This window comes from Mesorhizobium sp. P160187 (assembly GCF_057766425.1).
In genome coordinates this window covers 13,573-36,063 of the sequence record NZ_JBYMDX010000001.1, presented here as the reverse complement: position 1 = coordinate 36,063, position 22,491 = coordinate 13,573, and the positions used below count along the sequence as shown (strand labels likewise).

The following is a 22,491-nucleotide window of genomic DNA, read 5'->3' as shown; positions in this document are numbered from 1 at the left end:
CCCGGCCCGGCTACTAGCTCGACCGGTTTAGAGCTGGTTCGCTGGCGCCCTCAATGTCGCGCCGTACTCTTTGACAGCCATTGGGATCGACCGTTCACAAATGTGCCAAGGCCAATCCAGGAACGTCTGACTTCCGTTTCCCTCGTTGAGTTCGACGGAGCCGCGGCCGGTGCATCTCCCTCGACGAACGCTTCATCAGACCATTTGCGCCGCAATAGCTCCTCGACCACCTGCGAAGGCTCGCGATTGGGCTACCGTCACGAAATTGGCGCAGAAGCGCAGACCACTGACATATCGCGACCTCGAGATGGAGCTCGATACCACCGTATTTGCAGCACCGGGGAGATTCCTCTTGGGCCGATCGAGTTCAAGTTGGTGCGCCACATGCTCGAGAATCCTGAAAGGTGATCAGCCGTGATGAATTCATCGCAGCTGGCTGGTCGCAGAAAGCCAGTGTGAGCGCCCAGGTGGTCGACGTTCACATGAGCCAGTCGCGAAAGTTGTTGAAGCAGTCGTCGCAGAGTTGCCATTCGCACCCTGCGGCTTGCCGGCTATTCTCTCGAAGACACTGCGGGCTGACGATCTCGGCGATTGGGTTCAGAAAGGTCGCTGCGTGAGGCCGCAAGGGGACCGACCCAATGGGAAAGGTCTTGGCAGCTAGGGGACTTAACGCCACCGACATTGCAGCCGGGCGCTGCTCTAATCGAGAGAAAGTCTGGGCGTATAGAACAAGCGACATGAGCGTGTCGGATTGTTTGCATTCAAACGACCTTTGCGACGTTATCCGTGCCTTCGCCTTGCTGGTGCCGGAGGAAATCATGACGTCGCCCGACAATTCGGTCGAACTCGTTCGCGACAAGAAGTGGACGGTCCGCGTCACCGCCTACGGCAGCACCCTGACGTTTCCGTTCGAAGCAGAAAGCTATGCACGTTCTTATGCCGATGGTCAGGCATTCCGTCTCGGCGTTCAGGTGGCGGAACTGAAGCGATGCGGCTGACACTTTGTCGACGCGTTGGCGGATAGCCTGCATCGCGATCGGAACGAATAGGTCGCTGATTGCAGCCTCGCGATTTTTCCATCAAATCCCGCCTACAATCTTGACAGCAACTCGGCAAAATCCCTCGCCGACTAGTGTTTTCATATGAGCTGGAGCTTTCCTCGCCGCCGGTATAGGCGGGATACGCTGCCGGGAAAGCCCTCTTTTCGCATAGACGCGAACCTTGTTCTTTTCCATCTCAAGGCTGATTGGCGGCTGGATGCGCGCGCCGTCTTTCATGTTCTGCCATCGGCCCGCGCGGAGCGTGGAATCAACGGCGGGGAAGCGGATGATGTTTCCTGTTTGCGCTCGCGTAGCGCAAGAAACGCTGCGAAGAGCATGATAGCCATGCCGATGATGTCGATCAGGCTAACCTCCTCGCCGTAGGTGATGATGCCAAGCACGACGGCAATCACGGGTGAGACGAAGGCAAATGCTCCGGCGCGCGAGGCGCCGATTTCGTGCAGGAGCCGGATAAAGAGTGTGTAGCCTATGAACGAACCAAACAGCACGAGGAACAGCCACCCGACCCAGGCCGGCCAGCCCCAATCGCCTTTTAGAGCCGCGGCCGCGCCTGGCTCCACAACGAGTGAGATGAGAATTAGGAATGCGCCCCCGAAAAGGGTGGTGAAGCCGGCGATGAAGTCCGATGAATATACCTCAAGAAGCGGCCGCGCGAGCACCGAACCCCATGCATAGATTACAGCTGCCGACGCCACCGCTGTCATCGCCAGCAGCCGGAGCCCCCTGCCCTGCTGGTCTGCGTGTGTCCAACTAGCATAGGCCTCGGGCCCGAACAGGATGCACAGACCGGCCGCACCGAGCAAAATCGCAAAGAGCCTGCGGCCGTCATAGCGTTCGTCCCCCAGAAGCAACGCAAATCCAAGCAGCGTGACAGGGGTCAGCGAAAGCTCAAGAACAGCCGCGGTGCCCGTATCGACATAGAGCATGCCCCAAAAGAGTGGGCCATAGCAAAGCGGAATCATGAACAACGTAACAACGAAAAGACGCGGCCAACTCCTTTTCGCCACCCGTGGTAGAGCAGCGCCCCTTAGGCGCGTCGCGCTGAGGATCAGCAAGCCGGCTACTGTAAAACGCGTGCCTGCGAACATCAGAGGCGGCACGGTGGCGATCCCTGCCTTGATACCGATCCACGTGGTGCCCCAGATCACACATAAAACCAGAAATGTCGCTGTGTTGCGGTTCATCGGAAGCAGCCTTCGCTGGGCGTTGTTGGTTCGTCGTAACGGCCAAAGGACGTTTATTTCGTTACAACGGCCTCTTGCCAATACGGTTCCGCCAACCGATGTTTCCGGGATGGATGGTGCGAAGACTATCGTCGACATGCGCATGGTTGGCGGTCACCCCTGCTTGGACTTCGTCAACACGGTCGACGCGCGACGCGATGTGTGGGGGCCAGACCTCTTGCAGACCTATGCCGACCTGGTCGTCTGGGCTGGACGTGCCGATTTGATCGACGTCGATGAGGCGCGAGCACTGCTCGCGGAGGCTTCCGCCCGCCCGCTCCTTGCGGAGGCGGCATTGGAAAAGGCCAAGATTTTGCGCGAGGCCGTTTACGCGGCTCTCCAGGCCGAGGCGGCAGGCGCCCGGGTGCCGGACGATGCCTTGCAAATCGTGCGCGATACAGTCGCCCTAGCCCTGCCGAAGCGCTCGCTTTTCCCGTCCGGCGACCGCCTCGCTTGGCAGTGGACCGACGCAGCCAGTCTGAACACGATCGGCCACCGCGTGGCCTTTGAGACAGCCGAGTTTTTGGTGTCCAGGAATGACCGCCGCCGCGTGCGCGAGTGCACCGGGCCGAACTGCGGTTGGCTTTTCATCGACACCTCGCGTGGCGGGCGCAGGCGGTGGTGCTCGGATGAGAGCTGCGGCACACGCAGCCGGGTAAGGCGCTTCAGGGCAAAAACCGCAGGGAACATGGCTCCCAACAGCAAGAATTAGTATCTGACGCCAGGCTTGGATGACCAACGCAGCATAGTTGGCTTCACGTTATCCCTGTCGCTGTTTGTCCAACGAAGCTGGTCTCGCGAGCGACTGTGGCCAAGACTGTGGAGAACACAGCCGGCGCGGCAAGCCATCATCGCGTTCCAGAGCGGGTTGCTTCGGGGCCGCCTACCTCGCCACGCTTCGATCGGTCGATCTGCTCAAACTTGACGGGAACTCCGGTAGCGTTACGGCGTTTTTCTCAGTCCGAAACAAACAAGGATAGGTGCCATGGACTGGAACCGTGTCGAAGGCAATTGGAAGCAGGTAAAGGGCAAGGTCAAGGAACAGTGGGGCAAACTCACAGACGATGATCTGGACCGTATTGCCGGTAACCGCGATCAGTTGGAAGGCAAGATTCAGGAGCGCTACGGCATTGAGAAGGACCGCGCTCAGCGCGACATCGATGACTGGTACGGCCGGCAAGGCTGGTAGGTCGCCGGTTCCAAACTGAACTTGAAAAAGGGCTCCGAGAGGTACGGCGCCCTTTTTTGCCGCGCTTCCTGTCGCCTTTTCGTCTCACGACAATAGCGCTCACCGAGAGACGTGGAACCGCCAAAGGTGCCCGTCGTTATCTGGTTCTCGAAATTACATTGGGGGATTAGTTGGACAGAGACGACGCCTCAGCGATCGCAACTGGAGTTAGTGGGCTCGACTACATTCTTCGTGGCGGCTACGCCAGGAACCGCTCCCATCTTATCGAAGGGAAACCAGGTTCTGGAAAAACCACTCTTGGCCTCCAGTTTTTGATCGAGGGCGCCAAGAAAGGCGAGACATGCCTTTACATCACTTTGTCAGAAAGCAAGCGCGAACTGCTCTCGGTTGCTGGCCGTCACGGCTGGGACCTGAAGGGGGTGCAAATTCTTGAACTTGTGCCGCCAGAGCTCAGTTTCGATCCGGCGCAGCTACAGACATTGATCCATTCCTCGGAATTGGAACTCGGCGAAACCGTGCAGTCTGCCATGGCCGAGATCGGACGCGTCAGACCCGATCGCGTGGTGTTCGATTCGCTCTCTGAAATTCGACTTTTATCGCAAGGGTCATTGCGGTATCGGCGCCAGGTGTTGGCATTGAAGAGCTTCTTCATGCTCAACAATGTGACGGTGCTTATGCTCGACGACCTGACCGCTGAGCAGGATGACCTCAATTTGCATTCGATCAGTCACGGCGTCATACGGATGGAGCAGCTGTCGCCCGTCTATGGTGGAGAGCGCCGGCGGCTACGCGTGATCAAAATGCGTGGCGTGCAGATCCGGGGCGGCTTTCACGATTTCGTAATTCGCCCAGGCGGCGTTATCGCCTATCCGAGGCTCGTTGCAGCCGAGCATGAGGTGGCCGAGCATGATACGCCGGCCATGAGCAACAACCGGATCGACACCCTGCTTGGCGGCGGGCTGGCCCGTGGTACCAGCACGATGCTGATGGGGCCGTCTGGCGTTGGCAAGTCTACCATTGCCTGCACCTATTGCTATGCCGCACTCGAGCGTGGCGAGCGTGTGCTGGTGCTGTTGTTTGACGAGACAAGGCGCATTTTCTTGGCGCGCGCCGCCGGGCTCGGCATGCACCTGGAGCCGTTTGCCGAGGACGGCACGCTGATGCTTGAATCTGTCAATCCGGCTGAGCTTTCACCAGGCGAATTGTCTTCGCGCATCCAAGCGGCCGTCGAAGAATCCAATGTGCGGATCGTCGTGATCGACAGCCTAACTGGCTATCTCAATGCCATGTCCGAAGAACAACATCTGGTGCTTCAGATGCACGAGATCCTCACCTATCTCAATCAGAAGGCAGTGGCGACGATCCTGCTGTTGGCCAATCACGGGCTGTTTGGGCAAACGGCAGCGCCGGTCGACATGACCTATCTCTGCGATTCCATCATGCTTCTGCGCTTCTTCGAGAACGCAGGTCAGTTGAGACGCGCGATTTCGGTTGTCAAGAAACGTGTCGGCCCCCACGAAGAGACGATTCGTGAGTTTAAAATCGGCGGTAACGGCGTGGCCGTAGGTGAGCCACTGGAACAATTCCGCGGCATCCTGATGGGATCTCCGGAATTTGAAGGCAAGCCGACAGACCTTCTGAGGGATAAGGCGCTGTGATGTCGTCCAGCCCCGCCGTTCTCGTGCTGGCGCCGCTTGGCCGTGACGCGAGGATCGCGGCCTCCATCCTGGCTACAAACCAGATTGCCTCGCGTGTGTGCGGCAGCTTGGAAGAGGCAGTGCCGCTTCTCGACGAGGCTCAGTGCCTTGTCGTGGCCGAGGAGGCCCTGCTCAGTTCCGATCGAACGCAGTTTGCGGCCTGGCTTGAAGCCCAACCCGCATGGTCGGATTTTCCGATCGTGCTTCTGACGATGCGGGGGAACGAAGTCGACACGCGGATGGCATTTCTGGACCGCTATCTGATCGTGCTTGAACGGCCATTTCTGGCTTCGAGCCTCGCCAACTCGGTGCGCTCCGCCTTGCGTGCCCGCGCCCGCCAGCGTGAGGTCCAGTCCTACATCGAACAGAAGCGGGAGGTCGCCGATCGGCAGAAATTGCTCATCCGCGAGCTGCATCACCGCGTCAAGAACACGCTGGCCAACGTTCGCGCCATGATGGGCGCGACGGCCAGGTCGAGCGGCAACATCGACGATTTCGTACGCGATTTTTCAGCAAGGCTCGTTTCCCTGGCCGAGACCCATTCGATGCTTACCGACGATTATTGGCAGACTGCCTCCCTGCACAAGCTGCTCGAAAGCGAGCTTGACCACTATGAGACGCGCGACAGGCCGCGTATCGTTCTGGAAGGCCCGAACGTAGCGCTAGTCGCCGACATTGCGATCCCCGTTGGGATGGCTTTCCACGAACTGGCCTCCAATTCGTCGAAGTTTGGCGCGCTTTCGCAAACGGGAGGCCGCCTTGATGTCCGCTGGTCGTTAGGCGGGTCCGGCGACACACAGATCGTCAATCTTGACTGGCGGGAACGAGATGGGCCGAAAGTCGAGCAGCCCAGTCGCCGCGGGTTTGGCACGACACTTCTGGAAAAAGTCGTGACCGTGCAATGCAACGCCAAGATCGAATTGAACTACCATCGTGACGGCTTGCAGTTCACCATGGCCTTGCCGTTGCGAAACACGCGCCTTGTGCCGGCCTACTGAGCGGCAACGGAGAGGCAGGCTGGGCACCGCGATCGGCATTAACTGAGCGTCACTCGGCAGGCTGGTCTAGCGCTTTAGCCAAAACATCAGTTCCGAAAAAGACCGCCTCTATATCTCCCATATGCCTCTGCAACATTGCGAGAGCTCCGGCGTGGTCTATGCGGCCGACCTTGGTGATGAAGTCGAACTCGTGCCGCGGCGCTGTGACCCGGGTCATGCGTCCTAGACGAAACTTTGGGCTCCCGGAGCGCAGCTTTGTCGCCTTCGTGGTCACCCCCCGCCATTTTGATCACGATCCTCGTTGATAGCCCGGATGCGCATCTGAATCATCTGCGACCCGTCGGGGTTCCGACTGGCGTCGTAAAAAACCAAGAGGCCCGCAGGCAGGCTCGATCGACGGTCAGCTATCCCGAACAGCAAACGAAATCACCCTCGCCTTTGGCCAACCAACTTTCGCCAGATCACCTTCGCAATGCCTGCGGCCCCAGTACGGTCAGACAGCCCGCGCCTCTGGCGGCCGAAGTGAGGCGCCGGGAACATACAACGTCGGTCGTTGTTTCTCTGATCAGGAGGAAAGATAATGGCAGACGATAAGAGCAAGCGTGATTTTCGAGATCGCAATCGTGTATCAGTCGATGAAGATTATGAGGTTCGCTATTTCGCCAAACAGCATCGTATCACGCCAGAACAGGTCCGCGAGCTAATCAGAGAACACGGCAACGACCGGAAGAGGCTCGAACGCGAGGCAAGAAAACGGGCTGATATCGGCTGATGGTCGCGACGCATCACGCGGCTTTTCGACGAGCGGGTCTGAAAGGCTGCGCGAGCGTGAAAACGTCTGGCCGGATGCCCGCCTCGACTTGCTTCCATGTGACCGGGTGGGCAATTGGGAAGCCGGGCCGCGCTCGCGGGGAAAAAGCGCCTATTGCGGTATTGCCCCGTCCGTTGCGGAGATAGTCGAGAAAGATCCGGCCTCCTCGGGCTGCGGGGTCAGCTGACAACAGGTATCGGTCAGGATCGGTATCAACCAGACGGTGGGCGAGCGACTTGGCCAGTTTCCGGGCGCTGTCATGGGTCATCTTCGCAACGAGCGGGGCCATCAAGTGGATGCCTTTGCCGCCAGTGACCTTTGGCCAGCTCTCCAAGCCTGCCGCTTCCAAGATGCCCCGTAGCGCCAGCGTGGCCTCGATCACAGCGTCCCATGGCACGCCTTCTCCGGGATCGAGGTCGAGGACGAGCCGGTCCGCATGTTCGATGTCTTCAATCGTCGCGTTCCAAGGATGAAGCTCAACGGCATCCATCTCGACCAAGCCAAGCAGACCATCCATGTCATCTATCCATACCCGAATGCCTTCGCCGCCTTCGCGCTTTTGAACGCGGAGCTGGTGCACGGACGCCGGTATCCGAGGTAGCGGTCCCTTGTGATAGAAGGTTGCGCCAGAGGCGTGGCGGACCAGCTTCAGCGGTCGCCGAACCAGATGAACTAGAACTTGATCAGCGACCCGCCGCCAATAGTCTGCCAGCTCTTCCTTGGAAGGTGCAACCGCATCGGGTAGCAGCTGGAGAATGTTCTCGCGCGGGACGCCGTGTTGTCCTTCCGACCTCCGCTTGGAGGGCGATGGAGGCTTGGGCGGGATTGCCTTAAGATCCTCGCGTAGTCCCTTGAAGACCGCCTCCCGCAAGATGCCGCGGTCAGACACGCCACTGAATTGTACCTCGGCAAGAACGTCTGGTTTGACCCATGTCGCCTTGGGCTTCTTGATCGGCTCCGACAGCGGTGACTTGGCGACAACAAGCGGATTAAGCCGCTCCCTAACGCGCCGGGCTGCGTCCAGCGTATAGCCGGTCTGGGCCTTCCCGGCATAAAGCAGCCGGTCGCCCTCTCGCCTGCCGATGTACAACGATGCGATGCGGCGCGGCTGCGCGCCAAGTTTCTCGACGAAAGCCACGATTGGAAAAGTGTCGCTCTTGACACATTTGACCTTGACCCAACTGGTCTGGACGCCCGAGCGGTAGTGAGCATCCGCTCGCTTCGATACGATTCCCTCTATGCCCATCCGGCAGGCATGGTCGAGCATATCCTTGCCGTTCACCTCCAGATGCTCGGCATAAGTCAGGGTTGGCTCGGTTTCGGTCAGCAGCTTCTTCAGCGCAGCCTTGCGCTTCACTAACGGTTGTTCCCGTAGATCACGGCCATCGAGGTACAGGAGGTCGAAAGCGTAGAGAGTCATCCGCAGCGAACTTGGGTTGCCCAGCTCACGTTCCAGGGCTTGATAGTCCGGCAGGCCGGTGTCGCCCAGGACGACAGCTTCACCATCGATGATAGCGGATTTGACCGGCAGGCTTGCCGCGGCCTGAACAATCCTCTTGTAACGGTGGGACCAATCGTAGCCGCGACGCGTGAATGCTCGCGCCTTTCCGCCTTCAACGACCAGCTGCGTCCTGTAGCCGTCATATTTGATCTCGTGAAGCCAATCTCCGCCTTCGGGAGCTTTCTCGACCAGTGTGGGCGATTGGAACTCGATGAACGAAAGCCGGTCAATGGCACTGGTCATATGCTCGCGACTCCAGGAATCGCGACTCAAGCCCCAGCGCCCCTGTCGGTTCCGAGCCTTTTAGAAGAATTGCATCGCGACGATTGGTTATCCGCCTCACTTGTTGATGTGGCGGCGCAGCAGAGTGATGTTGCGATTGTTCGCCTTAAAATAGACGTCGAAGATCGAGCCGAGAATTGGGACACTTCCTACGAGCGTATCCAGCAGCACGTTGCCTAGCATGCGGGCGACCAACCCATTTCCGGCACCGACGTTTCGAGCTCGCAAGACGATGTAGGCCGAGACAATGCCCGTCGCCGCATCTCCGAGTACGGGGACCAGACCTACGAGCGCATCCAGTCCAAAACGAATTGATGTGCCTGGAATGCGCCAGCGGGAATCGAGTAGCGCGGCCAATAGATCCAACTCGGCAAGTACGTTTGCTGTATCACCACCGTGACCGCCCTGCCCGATCATGCCAACTCGCGCGCCAGTACGATTTGGTATCTCTCCCTGATGGATAGCCGTCACCTTAGATATCGCTTTGACCGCCTGAATTCGCTTGCGTCCTGTGCGATGGCACGTCGTCGAGCAAGGTCGTCTCACCGGAGCTTTTCGGCGCCTCAACGGGCAATTCACCAGTAGGCGTCATTTTGCTGACGGCCTCAGGCAAATCTCGCGTGATCCGGCTTATGAGCTCCTCGCGCGAAAGGCCGGTCTGCATCGAGAGGGAAGTCAGGGTGTCTTCGTCTATGGCTGCTTCCACATCGCTCGGCTGGATCGGCTCGTTCGGCCCGGTGCCTACCCACGAATCGACCTTCGATCCGGCGCCTGCCCCTCTGAACCGGTCGAGAATATCGCCAAGCGCGGTCCCCGAAACGCCTTTTGAAAGCTGATCCAGAATCCCGCCTTGCGGATCATTTGGGTTGCGATCACCCGCTCCACGGATCATGTCGCCGATCTTGTCGCGATTTTGGTATGCCAAGACGCCGAGCATCGCGATCGCCAATTTTCCCAGGTTAGCCATTGGTACCTCCACTGTTCAATGGACAAGGGCTCAACATCACAAAAGTTCCGACTGGCGACGATCTAATTGAATAAGGGCTGGCGTATCGACACAGACGTGAGCGGTGCTGCCTAACCGGCTTGTTTCCGTTTACGGTGCGGCTTCGGCCTCGCAGACGTTGATCGTGCAAAGCTCGTTGCCTGCCTGATCGCGCATGCGCACTAACCATCCGGTCATATCGTCATCGCCCAGATCAGCCAACAGGCCAATTACGCAACGGATCGCTTCGGCGCGAGCGGCCTCAAAACTTGGCGTCTCGGCAGGCGGAACCTAGCGAGCCTGGTCGCCGTCGCGATAGTACAACGTATAAGCGAGATGGATTCCACGCGCTGCCTTAGAGTATGGAACTACCACCCTCATCTTTGACGGGGGTTTGGCCAAACAGCGAACATCGGCTAGGCCTAAGACGATCGATCGAGGTCGACTCGCGCGACGGCGTAGGCGCCAAGCGAGATGCTTTGATCATCCAGCGGTCTTGCGGAACTTTCCATGAAGTCGGGATCGGTTGCCGCCCGCTCGAACTGCTCGGCGCCGAGAAGAGCAATGCGGGCGCTGCTCGGCAAATCCGAAAGCCGCACAGATTGCGTCTTGGCGGTAAGGTTAGCGACCCACAGGGTCACGCGGCGATCTTTTTCAGCCGCGATCGTGGCGACGCCGTCAGCGCCGGAAGTTCCTACGGACAGCAAGGTGGCTCCGCCGAGCTTTGAGAGACCAGCCAAGACATGGAAAGCGGGATAGACCGTTGGGCCATCCTGCTGATCATACCATGGCTGCACGAAATCAGCCTTCCTATGGATTTGGCCAAAGGGGCCGGCGAAGTCACCGAACGCGACGGCCTCGATTCCTTCGCGAGCGCAGGCCGCGAAATATCCGACAGTCCAAGCCGCATTGAACAGCCCGCGCTGACGAGGATCAATGCGCGATAGACAGACGCGAGCGTTCGCTTCATTCGGCGCAGTGGATTTTCCGTATGGGTTCTCACGGCAGCCGAGCTGGATGGGACCGATACGCAGTGGCAAGCGTTCCCCCATGAAAGCATGCGCGGAGCGGATTAGATGGGGGATTGCCTGAAGTGTCTCCATCACCGAGACATCATCTGCGGCGTGCACGCTTGGACAGGTGGTGAAGGTCACGTAGTCGAGCGCTTCGGCTGGCGGACGCTTGCGGTTGAGTTCGGTGAAGTAAGCGGCCATGCCGCCGCCCAGCGCGATGCCCGGGAAAGCCCGGCGAGCGGCGGAGTAGCTTTCGTGGAAGCTGGGCATAGTCGGCCACGGTGCTCCCGGCTGTACGGATGTCATGTCCTGCGCCGGAAAGACGGAGACAGCTTCTAGTTTGAGGCCGAGTGAGTGGACAGCATCCGCGACCGGCGCCAATTCGCCGAATGGATCGCGCGTGCCCTTGGTGATAATCTCGAGGACCACTCCAGCGCCGGTCAGCCGTGCGAGCGCGGCGTAGCTTTCTAGTTCGTCCTGGCCGTGTGCGATCCGGAGATCGACTTGGCAGACCATCCACTGAGGAGCCATTCGTCGTAGGAGCTCGGGGGTTTCGAGCGCGTGCTTTGCCTCGTCGGCGGCGACGCCGACGCCAGTGCGGGGCACTCGGCCGACCGGTCCGCCGATCGTCAGGTTGATGAGTGGATTGCGATTTTCAGACGTCCCGGCAGGGAGCGTTCCTGACACGTGAAGCCGGACGGCCTGCGTGAATTTCTGGCCCTTGGGCAGTCTGTAAGGCCACGGGCGACGCAGAGGGCGGACATATGTTTTATACGAGGCGTCAGACCAATTGCGTTGGTCCTCCATCTCAAAGGCATCACCCTCCATGGTGCATGTCGCCCAGATCCCAGGCGCGATCTCGTGCGACAACGCCCGGATGTCGGTGAACGGACATTTTGGATCGATGTGGTCCGGAAAGAACGATAGCTCGTCGTGACCATCCTCATGCAGCACCTTTATCGGCTTGCCGGCGAAGCCCTCGATCGGATGAAGGACGACGAAGCCGGTCCGATTCGTCAAAACGTCAGTCTCGGGCTCTGCCTCCGCCACAAACGACAGCGCACCATCGCCACTGCCTGAGACGCGCGCCCGGTAAATCAGGCGGCCGGATGTTGCGGCACATGTTGCACGGTATGCAATGGCGAACGCATCCGGCCTCTCGTCGATCCGGAGATCATCGAGAACGGTGGTACATGTTCCCCAGTTTTCGTCCCGTACAAGAAACGAGATTCCGCGCAAGATCTCGATCGTCCCGACGTGGATGTAACGCAACGCCCCATTGTCGAACGCGACCGACAAGGATCCGGCGCGCAGTGTGCGCAGCGGTGCCTCGAGCTCTTCGGTGCCACACAAGCGGACTGCCAGGGAAGCTGCCGAGGTCAAATTGCGCGCTCCGTCGTGGCGTCGAAGATCGAGGCCCGGTTCATGTTGATGTCGATCGCAAGCTTCTCGCCCGGACGGCTGACATCGTGCGCCTGCAGCTCAGCCATCACCGGCGCGCCGGCCAGTCGGAATGTCGCGTAACTGCGCGAGCCGGTCGGCTGCAGCAGGTCGATCGTTGCCTCATAGCGAAACGTGCCCTGCTCCGGCGTTGCAGTGTGCGCACGAGTGAGGTGTTCTGGCCTCAACCCGAGCAGCACCTGCTGTCCGTCCGCGACGCCCTTCAGCCCCCTGCCGCGCGCTAAAGGCAGCAGTGCATCCGCGAGCCGGATGGCAGCGGCGCCTGCGTCCAAGGCAAGGGTACCTGGCAGGAAGCTCATCCGCGGCGAACCCAGGAACCCAGCGACGAACGTTGAGGCCGGGTGCTCGAACAACTCGAGTGGCGCGCCCTGCTGCTCTATCAACCCGTCGCGCATCAGCACGATGCGGTCAGCCAACGTCATCGCTTCGATCTGGTCATGGGTGACGTAGATCATCGTTGTCGCAATGTCCTGGTGAAGGCGTTTGATTTCGCCGCGCATTTCGTCGCGAAGCTGTGCGTCGAGGTTGGACAGCGGCTCGTCGAACAAAAAGATGCGGGGGTTGCGGACTATGGCGCGGCCGATGGCGACGCGCTGGCGCTGGCCGCCGGATAATTGGCGCGGAAAACGCCCCAGCAAGGGGGTGATGCCAAGCATGCGTGCCGCCTCGGCCACGCGCACCTCGACCTCTGGCTTCGGCATCTTGCGAGCCTTGAGGCCAAAGCCAATGTTCTTGGCCACGCTCATATGCGGATAGAGCGCATAATCTTGAAACACCATTGCCACGTCGCGATCGCGCGGCCGGAAATCATTAACCACCTCGCCGCCAATCTCGATCGTGCCTTGTGAGCTCTCCTCCAGTCCTGCGATGGTCCTCAGCAGAGTGCTCTTGCCGCAACCGGAGGGCCCAACCAGGACCGTGAACTCGCCGTCGCGGATGTGGAGGTCAATGCCGCGCACGGCATGGAATGCGCCGTAGCGCTTGTGCAAGCCGGTAATTCTGACTTCGGCCATGCCTTCCCTTCCTATCCGCGAACGGCGCCGAGCGTCAGCCCGCGCACAAGATGTCGCTGAGCAAGCACTCCAAGGGCGATCGACGGCACAAGGGAGACGATGGCAAGGGCCGCGGCTTCGCCATATTGCGCGCCCTGGAAGCCGATGAAGGCGCGGAAGACCGTTGGCAGCGTAAAGGCAGTTCGGCTGGTCAAGATCAGAGCGAAGAAGAACTCCGTCCAGCATGCAATGAAGGCGAAGACAGCCGCCGCGACAATGCCTGGTGCTGCGAGCGGCACGGCAACGCGCCAGAACGCCTCCCATCTCGTGCAGCCATCGACGAGGGCCGCCTCCTCCATCGACTTCGGCATGCCGCGGAAATAAGCAAACATCATCCAAACGGACACCGGCAGCGTGAAGACCGTATAGGCGATGATCAGGCCGACATGAGTGTCGTAGAGCCCGACCTGGCGATAGATCAGGAACACCGGCAGCACGATCCCGATCGGCGGCAAAAAGCGCTGCGACAGCACCCAGAAAGACAGATGCTTGCCGCCGGTGTCGTAGCGCGCCAGGCTATAGGCCATCAGCGTGCCGAGCAGCGCCGAAAGCACCGTGGCCGAAAGCGAAATAATCAGGCTGTTGATGAGCCCGTCGAGACCACGATAGGCGAACAGCGCAGCTTTGTAGTGGACAAGCGTCGGAGCGGCGGGGAACCAGACAGGCGGTACGGTGAGGTAGTCGTCGCTGGGCTTGATGGAGGTGTTGAACATCCAGTAGAGCGGCCACAGCACGAACACCAGGAAGAACCCCAGCAGCACAATTCGGCCGATCGGCAACGACCGGCGTTTCCTGGGGCGGGCGGGCGCGAGGGCGGCCATCAGACCGGTTCTACCTTCAAGAGCCGACGCACCAGCAACGTCACGATGAGCGCCGTAAAGATCAGGAACAGCCAACTTCCTGCTGTTGCCTGCGACAGATGAAACTGTGTGAAGCCGATGGTATAAAGATAATAGGAGGCCGTGTAGGTTTGTGTTCCCGGGCCACCCCCTGTCATGATGAAAATGGTATCGAACATACGGATTGCGTCGAGCAGACGGAAGGTCAGCGCCAGCAGCATCATCGGCCCGAGATGCGGGAGCGTGATCGCCCAAAAAACCTGCCAGGCGTTGACGCCGTCGAGTTCTGCCGCCTCATAGAGATTGGGTGGGATTGCGGTCAGCCCGGCGAGCAGGATGACGAACATGAACGGCGTCCACTGCCAGACATCGGCGATGATCAGCGAGACGTAGAGCCACGGGCGCTCCGTCATCCAGCCGATCGTAACCTCCTGCCCCAATAGTTGCGTCAGGATATAGTTCGTCGGTCCGAAAGGCCGCTGTAAAAGCAGCGTCCAGGCTTGGCCGACGATGACCGGGCTGATGAACAGCGGCACGATCAGGATCGACATGATCACACCGCGGCCCGGAAAGCTGCGCACCATTGTCAGCGCCACCAAGAGGCCGAGAACGAATTCTATAGCGACGCTGATGCCCGACAGCGATGCTGTCAGCAACAGGGACCAACGTGCTACGGGATCGAACACGACCCGCTCGAAGTTCTTCAATCCGACAAAGGCGTGGCCCGGCACCTGGAAGTCGTAGTTGATGAAGGATACCACCAGCGAGAACAGAAGCGGATAGATCGACAGTGCCAATATCAGCAGCACAGCGGGGCCGACCAGCAGCCACTTGAAATGACGGTCTGCCCATTGAGCAAAGGCAGACAGCCGGGGCGGTGCGCCGGCTGCCTTCAAACGACGGATCGTGGCGGTGGGCTGCATAGGCTTATCCAAAATCGCCGCTTAGCGGGGAGGTGTTGCGAGCCAAGCGCCCGCAACACCGATTGCTCCAGAGAAGTCCGCCTGCCCTCAGAGGGTGACCGCCATGCCAAGTTTTTCCACCGTGTTGTCGGCGGTGGCGCCAGGCAGTTTCAAGAACTCGGTGTAGAAGCCCTTCTGCGAATCCACACCCAGTCGGTCGGTCGTCTCGTTCCACTCGGCGGCCGCCGTTTCAAGCGACGCCTTCGGATCCGCACCAGCCCACACCGCCGTGCACATGCGATCGATGCTCAAGAAGTAGTCCTGCGCGCCTGGCATGATCGGGTCGAGCAGACCGACATTTGCCGAGTTGTTGAGGTTGGCAAGGTACTCCTTGGCACTCGGGAAGAGCGCGCCGTAGAGCTCGGACTTGAAGTGCGAGATGCGGTACGGGTCGCGTAGAGCGTAGGGCAGCATGCAACGTGCCAGCGAGACGGGTGGCGAGCATACCCACTGCATGAACAGATACGCCGCCTCAGGGTTGGGCGAGTCGGCCGACAGTGCCTTGTTGTAGCCGGTGGCATGTTCCGGATTTCCCGGAACCACGGCATAGCCGACCTTGCCGGCGATCTGGGACTGCGGAATGAAGTTGATTGCCGTGGCCGACTGCGAATAGTTCGCCGCCATACGGCCGCTAGGAGGCCAGGAATAGATCATCGCGACTTTGCCGGTCAGGAAAGCCGCCCACAAGGAGACGGCGTCGAGTTCGTTGTTGCCGGGGATCGAGGCCTTGTTTGCGGCGAGCATGTTTGTCAGCGTCTTCACGCCGGCATCCGAAACCAAACCTGCCTTCATGTCGTCGCCGAAGAGTTTTCCGCCGTTGGCCCGGTACTGCTGCAGAAAGTCGAACTGATTGCCGGGGCTGCCCGCCTTGCGGAAATGTCCCGCGCCATAGACCTTTGGCGCCATCTGGTCGGTGATGAACTGGGCGATCTGGGCATATTCTTCCCATGTCTTGGGCGGTCCAAGCTTGGCGTTGAACTTCGCCTGGTAAGCCTCCACCATTTTAGGATCCTCGAAAATGTCCTTGCGGTAGTAGAGAGCGAACATGTCGCCGTCGTCGAAGAACCCCCAGATCTTGCCCTTGTAGGTCGGCAGCGCCTTGTACAGGGGATGATAGTCCTCGAGGTCTGCCGGATTCATGTATTTGGCGATGTAGTCGTCTAGAGGGGCGATGACGCCGCCATCGGCAAGCGACGGCGTCCAGGCCGGCGAGATGTCGAGGACGTCATAGGCACCCGAGCCTGCGATGTGCTCGGCGACTGCCTTGGAGTACTGGTCCGGGTTCGACAGCTCGACGACATTCGACTTCATCCCGGTAAGCTGCTCCCACATCGGCCCACTGAAATTGCGCGGGTCGAGTGCCTGCAGGCCAGCCTCGTAGGTCATGTTGAGGGTGCCGCCCGAATGCGCCTTGGCCGCCTCCGCCGCGCGAAAGGCGGAACCGTCCGCAGGCCCTTCCTTCGATGCTTTCAGGGCTGCGGCCTGCGCCTGGCCGAGCGGCGACGTGGCGTCCGCCAATTCCAATGTTTGCTGCGCCAGCGCCCAATCGGTCATCATCCCCAGCAGCGGGCCGGACACGGCCAACATGCCGGTCATCTGACCGAAGCGGGTGATGAAAGTTCGGCGGGTGGTTTCGCCGCGCATGAAGGCGTCGACCTCTGCTTCGAGACCTGCCTGAAAGTCACGTTTTTCACGATCGTTCATAGTGCTTGGTCCTCCCATTTTCCTTTTGCTTCACTCGTCCGCCGGCGCAGCGGTCAAGCATTTCCTGCCGTAAGGTCGCCGCAAAGAGGCCGCGGCGGCGCGCCGAAAATCAGTGTCCTCCTAGGTTCCAAAGCGGGCGGCGAGCCCAGACAGCCTGGTCTTCCATAGCTCGCTCGAAAGCACCTCGCGATTGACCACGCCGCGCGGCTCGCGACCACGCTGCACCTCCATTACCGCTTTGACGTCGGCGGCACCGTTGCCGGCAAAGCACTGGTCGGTCCAGCAAAGCGCGTGCGGCGCCAGGATGACATTGTCGAGTTTGAGGATCGCATCGTCTGCCTCGGGAGGCTCTTGTTCCAGCACGTCGAGACCGGCGCCGGCGATGCGGCGCTCCTGCAGCGCTTGCGTCAGCGCTTTCTGGTCGACGATCGGGCCGCGCGCGGTGTTGATCAGGTAAGCTGTCGGCTTCATCAGGGCGATCCGCTCGGCATTGACGATGTGGTGGGTCTGGGGCGACAGGGGGCAACTCACCGACAGCACGTCGGCGCGGCGAAACAGATCCTCCAGCCCGACCAGCTCGACACCCAGGTCGGCAGCGACCCTCGTGTCGGCAAACGGGTCATGGGCAATGAATTGCATGTCAAAGGGCTTCGCCAAGCGGAAGACCTCGGCACCGATATTGCCGATGCCCAGCGACCCAAGCGTACGCCCGACGAGGCCGACCCCCATATGTTCGGAGCGCTTCTCAAAACCAACAGACCCTTTGCGGGTGAGCGCGTCCTTTGTCAGCAGCTTGCCGGTCAGCGCCAGCATGAAGGTGATGACGGATACGGCGACGGGCCGTCGCACGCCATCGGGCGTGATGACCAAGGCAATACCGGCTGCGGTGCATGCCTCAAGGTCGACAGTGTCGTAGCCGACCCCGAAGCGGGCAATGACGGCCAGGCGGCGGCTCCTGGGGACACTCGTGGCATCGAAACGATGGGCGAGGAGGATCAGCGCATCGAAATCCTCAAGTTGGTCGGCGCGAAGCGGACTGTTTGACTCCAGGAACACCATCTCGACACCTGTCGCATTGCGCAGCGGCTCCAGATCGAAATCTGGGTAGGTCGGCGAGCCGTCCGGCCTGCGGAAATCACCGGAAAGCGCCACCCTGAATTTCACGCTGTCCATCGTCTCCTCCGCTCCTATTGGCACCCGGCCCGGATCTTGGAAACCGCGTCGGCGATCGCGTCGTGCAGGACCCAAACGTCGCCTGAATAACAAATGAAATCGAAGCCCTGTGCGTAGAACTCGTGTCCCTGGGCGACGTTGGGCACCAAGCGTCCAAGCGATTTGTTGTGCTTCTTGGCGGCGGCAACGATTTTGGCCATTGCAGCAGTGAAAGTGGGGTGGGCGAAGTCGCCAGGAATGCCGAGCGAGACGGACAGATCGAAATGTCCGACCCACAGACAATCGACCCCGTCCAGTCCCGCGATGCCGTCAATGTTCTTGACGCCGTCGGCGGTCTCGATCAGGCAGATGAACGTCGAGCGCTTGTTGGCGGCCTCGAATTTATCAGCGACCGAGCCTGGCCGGTAGCGGTCATGAGCGATCTGCAGCGCCACGCCGCGGGCGCCGGCAGGGTGGTACTTCATGGAATTGATGATGTGCTGCGCCTGTTCGACGCTGCTCACCATCGGCGCGATCAGGCCTTCGGCGCCCATATCCATGGCGCGGGCAAGGAAGTGGTAGTCCTGCGATGGCACACGCACCATGACCGGCAGGTCAGCCGCCTCGAAATAGCGAATCGCACTCTTCAGCGTCTCCAAGCTAAATCCCGAATGCTCCATGTCGAAAAAGACGAAATCGCAGCCAGCGGACTTCAGGATGTGACCGATTCCCGGCGTGGCGAACTCGGCGACGAGCGTACCGAGCTTGACCCGCCTGTGAGAAGCTAACGCCCTGAGACTTGGCTCTGACATGCACTTCCTCCCGTTCGCCCCAATGGGGCAATCCGCCTACGTTCTCTTCAATGCGTGGCCTCAAGAACGAGGTCGCAGGTCGTCACCAACTTGGTCACGACGAGCGGCGCGCTCCGCGTATTGAATTCGTCGAAATGAGCGGTGCGGCAATGGTCCTCGAATGCGGCCTCGCTATCGTAAATTTCATAGAGCAGGACCCGATCCGGTTCGCCACGCGCCTCCGTCACGTCAAAGCGGCGGCAGCCGGCCTCGGTGCGCATCGACGCGGTTGCATTGGCGTCGACAAGTTCTCGGAACCTGTCCCGGGCACCAGGCCTCAGGCGGAAATCGACCCAGACGACAAATCCGGTCATCACTTGGGCCTCGCAAGTTGCAGATACCGCTTGGCCACATATTCGAGATGGCTGCGCATGGCCGTCTCTGACGCGTCTGGATCGCGCGCGGCGACGGCCTCGAAGATTTCGCGATGAGCCTGGTAAGCCTTGCGGTCTTCACCCTTGGCCAATGTGGTGCGACGCTGTTCGAGCAACCATTCAGCCAACGCCGCGTGAATAGCTGTAAAGATCCGATTGCGGGTGATTACCGCCAGCACGTAATGGAAGTCTACGTCCGTGCGCTCGAAGCGCGCCAGGTCGCCGATTGATTGACGGTTGAGTTCGAGCGCCTCCTTGAGGCTCTCAATGTCTTCCGGGGTAGCATGCACAGCGGCGTTGCGGGCAAGGCCGACCTCGAAAAACAACCGCGCGCTCTGGAAGTCGTGAACCCCTCCCGGCGCCGAAATCATGTGCCGAGCCGGCCCTGAAAGGGCGTCGATCACGAATTGAGGAGTGGGTCGAGTGACGCGGGCACGCTCCCCCGATTTTACCTCGACAAGGCCCATTTTGCTCAGATGCAGCAGCGCCTCACGGATGGAAGGCCGCCCTACCCCGAACTGCCGCATGAGTTCCCGTTCAGATGGGAGACGGTCGGCTTCGGCCAACTCTCCCTCTCGGATCATCCGCTCGAGGTGCGCTGCCACCTCGTCCGAAAGCTTCCGCTGTTTGATCAGAACTCCGATCATGTGGCATACCTATTATACCAATCAGGTACGTTATGATCCCATAGCACCCCTTGTCAACGAGATCTAAGCATCCGGTGGCCGGGCCCTTAAAGCGACTCCGTCGTTGTCGAGGCGTCCTTTGCGACGCCTTCAATGTCTTCACGAAGATTTCAGTAACTTGAGGGAGAGCGAGCACAATCTGCTCGGTGTTCCGATCGGGAACGGTCTTCGAACCCTGGGTCGGTGGTCAGTTTGAACCTGCGGTGTGGACCCCAGGAGTGCCACCGGGCCGTGTGCTGGCCGAGACCTACCCAACCGCCTGCTTATGAGCTGGGACATGAGCCCTCGATGGCAAGTAGACCTCGACCTGAGCAAGATCAGCGAATGGAAGCGGGTTCACAGCCGAGGCGGAAAACGCGAACTCTCGCTGCTGGACCCCTTTGGCAATACGCCTGCTCCATCTGCGCTCGTCACGTTGTGCTCATCCTTGTGCGGTTGGCGGCCGCCGCTTGAGGATGCGCATTTGAAACTGTCTCAAGATCATTTTAGTCCTGAGGGGCCTCAGGCGGGGGCGCTTGCCATTTAGTTATCGTCACCTGCGCATGTCGAACCCGTACTCGGCGCCAATCTACGCGCTGGCCAGTTTGCGACATGTGGTTTCGGCGATCCGCTTTCAGTGCGACGATCATGCTGGACGGCTGATATGAGGCGCGTTCCCGCCTGGCAGCTTAGGGGCAGCAAGCAGGACGTCGGCTTTCTTGCCTCGACCTGGCCTAAGCAGTCATTCAATTCGTGGCCTCAAGCAGCTCGTCCACGCTCCTCCTGACGCGGCGTGCCATCCAGCCGATCTCGGGCTGATGTGCGTGGACGGCAGTCGTCCTTTGACCACCGCTTCTGGCGGCGCCGATTGGCGAGCCGCCTCGCCATCATTAGCTATGGAACGGAAAAGAAACCATTCAGCATCAGACTACCGCTTTTCGACGCACCTTTTCGAATATGTCGGAACGAGCGCTTGTCGCGCAGCCCACGATGCCCCCCATTGGTGAACCGGTTCCATGAAGAGTCTGACAATACGCCACCGCATCCTCGTCAGTTTCGCAGCCGTTCTGGTGGTCATGTCCGTGATAGCCCTCATCGCGTACGCCTGGTTTCTTCAGGCGGGGGAGGAGGCGACTGAGGTCGAGAAGGGCATCCTTCCGGACCTTTATCACAGTACCGAGATCATGACGGGCCAGATGGCGGCCCATAGTCTGCTTCAGGAATATGCCCTTCAGGACAACCCGTCAGACAGAAGCACGGTTGCAAACGCGATCACGACCAATCGCAACCAGGTGCAGCGGTCGATGGACGACTATGAGGCAACGATCGTCTCCGATATCGACAAGCAGAATTATGCAGCCGTCAAACAACTCGCCAACCAATTCCGTCTGGCTGAAACTGCTGTGCTGGAAACAAGCCGGGCTGCCTTGTCGAAAGGTGAAACTCCCAATGAAAGCCCAGCTATCAAGAACGAAGTAGAGCCGATCTTTGTAAAATTGCAGTCCGCTCTGCAGGCCATGGTTGAGGATCACAGAGGCGAGGCAAACAGCGCGACGCAGCGGATCAGCTCGATCGTCAGAACGGCCGAAGTCGGTTTGAGCGTTGGCTTGTTGATAGCCCTCGGGCTAGCCCTTCTTTTGGGTTACCAGCTGTTTCGCGCCATTACAGGTCCGCTCACCCGTTTGGTCGACGCGGTTCAATTGATGCGGCAAGGCGACTTCAGCGAACGGCTCGATCTGAGGCGCCGAGACGAATTCAGCGTGCTTGCCGACGGCTTCAACGCAATGGCGGACGATCTCACAACCCTCATTGGTCAGGTTCAAAGGTCCAGCATACAGGTCGGCACGTCGATAACTGAGATCGCCGCCACCTCCAAGCAACAGCAGGCAACTGCGACTGAAATCGCAGCGACCACAACAGAAATCCGAGCGACAGCCAAGGAAATCTCCGCCACATCAAACGAACTGGTCCGCACGATGAACGAGGTCTCCACAGTTGCCGAACAAACCGCTGCCGTGGCTGGCGGGGGGCAAGCGGGGCTGACCCGTATGGAAGAAACCATGCAGCAGGTCATGGAAGCGGCTGGCGCGATCAATTCCAAACTGGCGATCCTGAGCGAGAAAGCCGGCAGCATCAATCAGGTGGTGACGACCATCACCAAAGTGGCCGATCAGACGAACCTGTTGTCGCTCAACGCTTCCATCGAGGCGGAGAAGGCAGGCCAATATGGCCGGGGTTTTGCAGTGGTGGCGACGGAAATCCGAAGGCTCGCGGACCAGACAGCTGTCTCCACCTACGATATCGAGCAAATGGTCAAGGACATCCAGTCGGCAGTCGCGGCCGGGGTGATGGGCATGGACAAGTTTTCCGAGCAGGTCCGTCGGGGTATGCAGGACATCCAGCAGGTCGGCGGGCAACTCTTCGAGATCATTCAGCAGGTTCAGGGGCTGGTGCCACGTTTCGAAGTCGCCAATGAAGGCATGCAAGCACAGGCGACCGGCGCGGGGCAGATCAGCGACACGCTAACCCAGCTAAGCGAGGCAGCTCAGCAAACAGTCGAGTCCCTTCAGCAATCGACGCTCGCGATCGACGAGCTCAATCAAGTCTCAGGCGGCATGCGAAGTAGCATATCGAGGTTCAAGCTACGAGCATAGCGAGCCGGCAGTAGGAG

Annotated in this window: 20 protein-coding genes and 1 pseudogene; 7 read left to right on the top strand and 14 right to left on the bottom strand. The window is 59.9% G+C overall.

Annotation, left to right across the window (positions count from 1 at the left end; translation table 11 throughout):
- Positions 1-638: 638 nt before the first annotated feature.
- Positions 639-998, top strand: a complete 360-nt coding sequence (locus AC3CCE_RS00185; protein ID WP_245260695.1) for a hypothetical protein — start codon at positions 639-641, stop codon at positions 996-998.
- Positions 999-1,273: 275 nt separating this feature from the next.
- On the opposite strand, the gene AC3CCE_RS00180 is transcribed toward AC3CCE_RS00185, so the two are convergent.
- Complete coding sequence (locus AC3CCE_RS00180; protein WP_352625251.1) at positions 1,274-2,245, bottom strand: DMT family transporter; 972 nt, start codon at positions 2,243-2,245, stop codon at positions 1,274-1,276.
- On the opposite strand from AC3CCE_RS00180, the gene AC3CCE_RS00175 reads away from it, so the two are divergent.
- From AC3CCE_RS00175 to AC3CCE_RS00155, 5 genes are all read left to right on the top strand, one after another.
- Positions 2,232-2,996: a CGNR zinc finger domain-containing protein gene (locus AC3CCE_RS00175; protein ID WP_352625253.1), complete on the top strand. Its 765-nt coding sequence runs from the start codon at positions 2,232-2,234 to the stop codon at positions 2,994-2,996. The two genes, AC3CCE_RS00180 and AC3CCE_RS00175, sit on opposite strands and share 14 nt — an antisense overlap.
- A gap of 273 nt (positions 2,997-3,269) precedes the next feature.
- Entirely contained in the window at positions 3,270-3,473 is a 204-nt protein-coding gene (locus AC3CCE_RS00170) for a CsbD family protein (protein WP_023682266.1), read from the top strand.
- Positions 3,474-3,643: 170 nt separating this feature from the next.
- On the top strand, positions 3,644-5,131 hold the full coding sequence (locus AC3CCE_RS00165) for an ATPase domain-containing protein (RefSeq protein ID WP_352625255.1): 1,488 nt from the start codon (positions 3,644-3,646) through the stop codon (positions 5,129-5,131).
- On the top strand, positions 5,131-6,168 hold the full coding sequence (locus AC3CCE_RS00160) for a sensor histidine kinase (protein ID WP_352625257.1): 1,038 nt from the start codon (positions 5,131-5,133) through the stop codon (positions 6,166-6,168). Before AC3CCE_RS00165 ends, AC3CCE_RS00160 begins: the two co-directional genes overlap by 1 nt.
- A gap of 580 nt (positions 6,169-6,748) precedes the next feature.
- The gene (locus AC3CCE_RS00155) at positions 6,749-6,940 is read left to right on the top strand and encodes a DUF3606 domain-containing protein (RefSeq protein WP_023715431.1); all 192 of its coding nucleotides are present in this window, start codon (positions 6,749-6,751) and stop codon (positions 6,938-6,940) included.
- Positions 6,941-6,953: 13 nt separating this feature from the next.
- Here the strand turns inward: AC3CCE_RS00155 and ligD are convergent, their stop codons facing one another.
- From ligD to nanR, 13 genes and pseudogenes are all read right to left on the bottom strand, one after another.
- Positions 6,954-8,723 (bottom strand): DNA ligase D, encoded by a 1,770-nt coding sequence (gene ligD / locus AC3CCE_RS00150; RefSeq protein WP_352625259.1) that lies wholly within the window; start codon positions 8,721-8,723, stop codon positions 6,954-6,956.
- A gap of 96 nt (positions 8,724-8,819) precedes the next feature.
- Positions 8,820-9,179 carry a DUF4112 domain-containing protein gene (locus AC3CCE_RS00145; protein WP_032911339.1) on the bottom strand — a complete coding sequence of 120 codons (360 nt, stop codon included), beginning with the start codon at positions 9,177-9,179 and terminating at the stop codon, positions 8,820-8,822.
- Between the two features lie 55 nt (positions 9,180-9,234).
- Positions 9,235-9,729 carry a YidB family protein gene (locus tag AC3CCE_RS00140; RefSeq protein ID WP_352625261.1) on the bottom strand — a complete coding sequence of 165 codons (495 nt, stop codon included), beginning with the start codon at positions 9,727-9,729 and terminating at the stop codon, positions 9,235-9,237.
- A 129-nt stretch (positions 9,730-9,858) separates the two neighbouring features.
- Positions 9,859-10,014: pseudogene (locus AC3CCE_RS00135) on the bottom strand (DUF6894 family protein); the annotation flags it as partial.
- A gap of 155 nt (positions 10,015-10,169) precedes the next feature.
- Positions 10,170-12,143 (bottom strand): D-apionate lactonase family protein, encoded by a 1,974-nt coding sequence (locus AC3CCE_RS00130; RefSeq protein ID WP_352625263.1) that lies wholly within the window; start codon positions 12,141-12,143, stop codon positions 10,170-10,172.
- On the bottom strand, positions 12,140-13,234 hold the full coding sequence (locus AC3CCE_RS00125; RefSeq protein ID WP_352625265.1) for an ABC transporter ATP-binding protein: 1,095 nt from the start codon (positions 13,232-13,234) through the stop codon (positions 12,140-12,142). The genes AC3CCE_RS00130 and AC3CCE_RS00125 overlap by 4 nt, the downstream gene beginning before the upstream one ends.
- 11 nt (positions 13,235-13,245) lie before the next feature.
- Positions 13,246-14,052 carry a carbohydrate ABC transporter permease gene (locus AC3CCE_RS00120; protein ID WP_352625267.1) on the bottom strand — a complete coding sequence of 269 codons (807 nt, stop codon included), beginning with the start codon at positions 14,050-14,052 and terminating at the stop codon, positions 13,246-13,248.
- Positions 14,053-14,093: 41 nt separating this feature from the next.
- On the bottom strand, positions 14,094-15,035 hold the full coding sequence (locus tag AC3CCE_RS00115) for a carbohydrate ABC transporter permease (RefSeq protein WP_023705662.1): 942 nt from the start codon (positions 15,033-15,035) through the stop codon (positions 14,094-14,096).
- 87 nt (positions 15,036-15,122) lie between these two features.
- Complete coding sequence (locus AC3CCE_RS00110; protein WP_352625269.1) at positions 15,123-16,778, bottom strand: extracellular solute-binding protein; 1,656 nt, start codon at positions 16,776-16,778, stop codon at positions 15,123-15,125.
- A 120-nt stretch (positions 16,779-16,898) separates the two neighbouring features.
- A complete protein-coding gene (locus AC3CCE_RS00105) occupies positions 16,899-17,951 on the bottom strand; it encodes an NAD(P)-dependent oxidoreductase (protein ID WP_352625271.1) in 1,053 nt (350 codons plus the stop codon).
- 14 nt (positions 17,952-17,965) lie between these two features.
- Entirely contained in the window at positions 17,966-18,742 is a 777-nt protein-coding gene (locus tag AC3CCE_RS00100; protein WP_023726880.1) for an HpcH/HpaI aldolase family protein, read from the bottom strand.
- A 47-nt stretch (positions 18,743-18,789) separates the two neighbouring features.
- Positions 18,790-19,095 (bottom strand): putative quinol monooxygenase, encoded by a 306-nt coding sequence (locus tag AC3CCE_RS00095; RefSeq protein ID WP_023742807.1) that lies wholly within the window; start codon positions 19,093-19,095, stop codon positions 18,790-18,792.
- Positions 19,095-19,802: a transcriptional regulator NanR gene (gene nanR, locus AC3CCE_RS00090; protein ID WP_023689446.1), complete on the bottom strand. Its 708-nt coding sequence runs from the start codon at positions 19,800-19,802 to the stop codon at positions 19,095-19,097. Before nanR ends, AC3CCE_RS00095 begins: the two co-directional genes overlap by 1 nt.
- 1,034 nt (positions 19,803-20,836) lie before the next feature.
- Here nanR and AC3CCE_RS00085 point away from each other — a divergent pair.
- A complete protein-coding gene (locus AC3CCE_RS00085) occupies positions 20,837-22,474 on the top strand; it encodes a methyl-accepting chemotaxis protein (RefSeq protein WP_023705668.1) in 1,638 nt (545 codons plus the stop codon).
- Positions 22,475-22,491: the final 17 nt, after the last annotated feature.

What these genes read in the sequence shown, in the direction of transcription:
- AC3CCE_RS00095 (WP_023742807.1), bottom strand. Translation starts at nt 19,095, where the DNA reads ATGACCGGATTTGTCGTCTGGGTCGATTTCCGCCTGAGGCCTGGTGCC.
- nanR (WP_023689446.1), bottom strand. Translation starts at nt 19,802, where the DNA reads ATGATCGGAGTTCTGATCAAACAGCGGAAGCTTTCGGACGAGGTGGCA.
- AC3CCE_RS00170 (WP_023682266.1), top strand. Translation starts at nt 3,270, where the DNA reads ATGGACTGGAACCGTGTCGAAGGCAATTGGAAGCAGGTAAAGGGCAAG.
- AC3CCE_RS00110 (WP_352625269.1), bottom strand. Translation starts at nt 16,778, where the DNA reads ATGAACGATCGTGAAAAACGTGACTTTCAGGCAGGTCTCGAAGCAGAG.
- AC3CCE_RS00140 (WP_352625261.1), bottom strand. Translation starts at nt 9,729, where the DNA reads ATGGCTAACCTGGGAAAATTGGCGATCGCGATGCTCGGCGTCTTGGCA.
- AC3CCE_RS00100 (WP_023726880.1), bottom strand. Translation starts at nt 18,742, where the DNA reads ATGTCAGAGCCAAGTCTCAGGGCGTTAGCTTCTCACAGGCGGGTCAAG.
- AC3CCE_RS00115 (WP_023705662.1), bottom strand. Translation starts at nt 15,035, where the DNA reads ATGCAGCCCACCGCCACGATCCGTCGTTTGAAGGCAGCCGGCGCACCG.
- AC3CCE_RS00085 (WP_023705668.1), top strand. Translation starts at nt 20,837, where the DNA reads ATGAAGAGTCTGACAATACGCCACCGCATCCTCGTCAGTTTCGCAGCC.
- AC3CCE_RS00160 (WP_352625257.1), top strand. Translation starts at nt 5,131, where the DNA reads ATGTCGTCCAGCCCCGCCGTTCTCGTGCTGGCGCCGCTTGGCCGTGAC.
- AC3CCE_RS00145 (WP_032911339.1), bottom strand. Translation starts at nt 9,179, where the DNA reads ATGATCGGGCAGGGCGGTCACGGTGGTGATACAGCAAACGTACTTGCC.
- AC3CCE_RS00155 (WP_023715431.1), top strand. Translation starts at nt 6,749, where the DNA reads ATGGCAGACGATAAGAGCAAGCGTGATTTTCGAGATCGCAATCGTGTA.
- AC3CCE_RS00185 (WP_245260695.1), top strand. Translation starts at nt 639, where the DNA reads ATGGGAAAGGTCTTGGCAGCTAGGGGACTTAACGCCACCGACATTGCA.
- ligD (WP_352625259.1), bottom strand. Translation starts at nt 8,723, where the DNA reads ATGACCAGTGCCATTGACCGGCTTTCGTTCATCGAGTTCCAATCGCCC.
- AC3CCE_RS00105 (WP_352625271.1), bottom strand. Translation starts at nt 17,951, where the DNA reads ATGGACAGCGTGAAATTCAGGGTGGCGCTTTCCGGTGATTTCCGCAGG.
- AC3CCE_RS00125 (WP_352625265.1), bottom strand. Translation starts at nt 13,234, where the DNA reads ATGGCCGAAGTCAGAATTACCGGCTTGCACAAGCGCTACGGCGCATTC.
- AC3CCE_RS00180 (WP_352625251.1), bottom strand. Translation starts at nt 2,245, where the DNA reads ATGAACCGCAACACAGCGACATTTCTGGTTTTATGTGTGATCTGGGGC.